The sequence below is a fragment of the Pseudomonas sp. KCJK9058 genome, assembly GCF_046230975.1.
Taxonomy (GTDB): Bacteria; Pseudomonadota; Gammaproteobacteria; order Pseudomonadales; family Pseudomonadaceae; genus Aquipseudomonas; species Aquipseudomonas alloputida.
Window position 1 is genome coordinate 1 of the sequence record NZ_JBJJLR010000100.1, and the last position, 1625, is coordinate 1625.

The 1625-nt window shown below is 55.4% G+C and carries 1 pseudogene; it reads right to left on the minus strand.

The annotated features are described in order from the left end of the window. Positions 1-179 precede the first annotated feature (179 nt). Positions 180-1615 (minus strand): annotated as a pseudogene (locus ACK59Z_RS25725) (IS1182 family transposase). Between the last annotated feature and the right edge of the window lie 10 nt (positions 1616-1625).

Here is a 1625-nt window from a genome sequence, read left to right on the forward strand (position 1 = left end):
GGTCCAGGCTGTGTGAAAACTCGCGGAATGCGTTGAAGGTCGTGGCTATCTAGGGGCGCTTGCAAAACTGGCAGGAAATTGCCTGGATTAGCTTAGTTGGCCTCGCAAGGGTGCATCTGGCCGGTATGAGTCCTTCGTGGAGACTTTGGGGCCCCTAACTGGCGGCTCAGTAGGCCATTTCACCTTTTGAGCGCTTCGAGCAGCCCCCTGATGCCCAAGATGCTCATCATTCGCTTGAGGTTGTAAGCGAGCACATGGAGGCTCATTTCAGTACTGACCCTTGGCAGGGTCCTGGTCAGGAAGTGGGTCGCCCCCATCCAGTACTTGAGCGTTCCAAATGGATGCTCAACGGTTTGACGGCGCACCTTCATTTTCCCAGGATCGTGCTCCAGTTGAACCTGCATCGAGTCGAGGGTCGCTTCATGTTCCCAGCGTTTCAACCGCCGCTCCTTGCCCGTCGTACATTGCTTGTGCATCGCGCAGGACTGGCAGCCCGAGAACCAATAAACATGCATCAGCATCCCGTCTTCCCAAGTTGAGTAACGCTTGGTCAGTAATTGCTCCGCAGGGCATCGATACTCATCCGTGCCGAGACGTACAGGAAATCCTGCTTGCCAAATCGACCTTCGGCTTTGCTGCTAGAGGTCAGTGGTTTAGGTACGAAGGGCGAGATTCCAGCTTGCTCACATGCAACGATTTCCGTGCCTGTGTAGTAGCCCCGGTCGGCAACGACATTCAGCGATTCAGTACCGATTTGGTCACGCGCTTGCTTCGCCATGTTGCTCAACTGGCCGCGATCATGACCGACATTCGTCACCTCATGTGCAACGATCAGATGGTGCTGATCGTCAACGGCCGTCTGCACGTTATAGCCAACGGTGCCACTGCCCCGACCACCAACTGACATGGAGCGAGCATCGGGATCTGTGAGAGAAATTTGTTTGTCTGGGGTTTGAAGTAGCTGCGTTTCAATGTCTTTGAGCTTCTGCATCTGCTGTTTCAGCGTTTCGATCTTCTCTTTCAGTCGCTCGGCCTTGGCCACAGCTACCTCCGGCATTGCCCGGTCCGCCGAATCCATCGCTGTCAGATAGCGCTCAATGCTCTGCTCGACTTGCTGCATACGGGCCTTCACCTTGGCCTGGGTGAAGTTACGGTCGCGATTGTTCACGGCTTTGAACTTGCTGCCGTCGATGGCAATGATTGAGTCAGAGAACAGGTTGAGGTTGCGACAGAGGATCACGAACTGACGGCAGACACTGCGAATGGCTTTACCGTTGTCCTTGCGAAAGTCGGCGATGGTTTTGAAATCTGGAGCCAGACGCCCCGTAAGCCACATCAACTCGACATTGCGTTCAGCTTCACGCTCGAGCCGGCGGCTGGACTGAATGCGGTTTAGGTAGCCGTAGATGTAGATCTTCAGCAGGACCGCTGGATGGTAGGCCGGGCGACCTGTTGCTGCCGGATCGACGCCTGCGAAACCGAGCGCGCTCAGGTCGAGTTCATCGACAAAGACATCGACCACTCGCACTGGGTTTTCATCGGTGATGTAGTCATCTAGGCACTCTGGCAGCAATGTGACCTGCGTCCGAGCCTCACCTTCGATGAACCGCTTCATGATTGTCCCC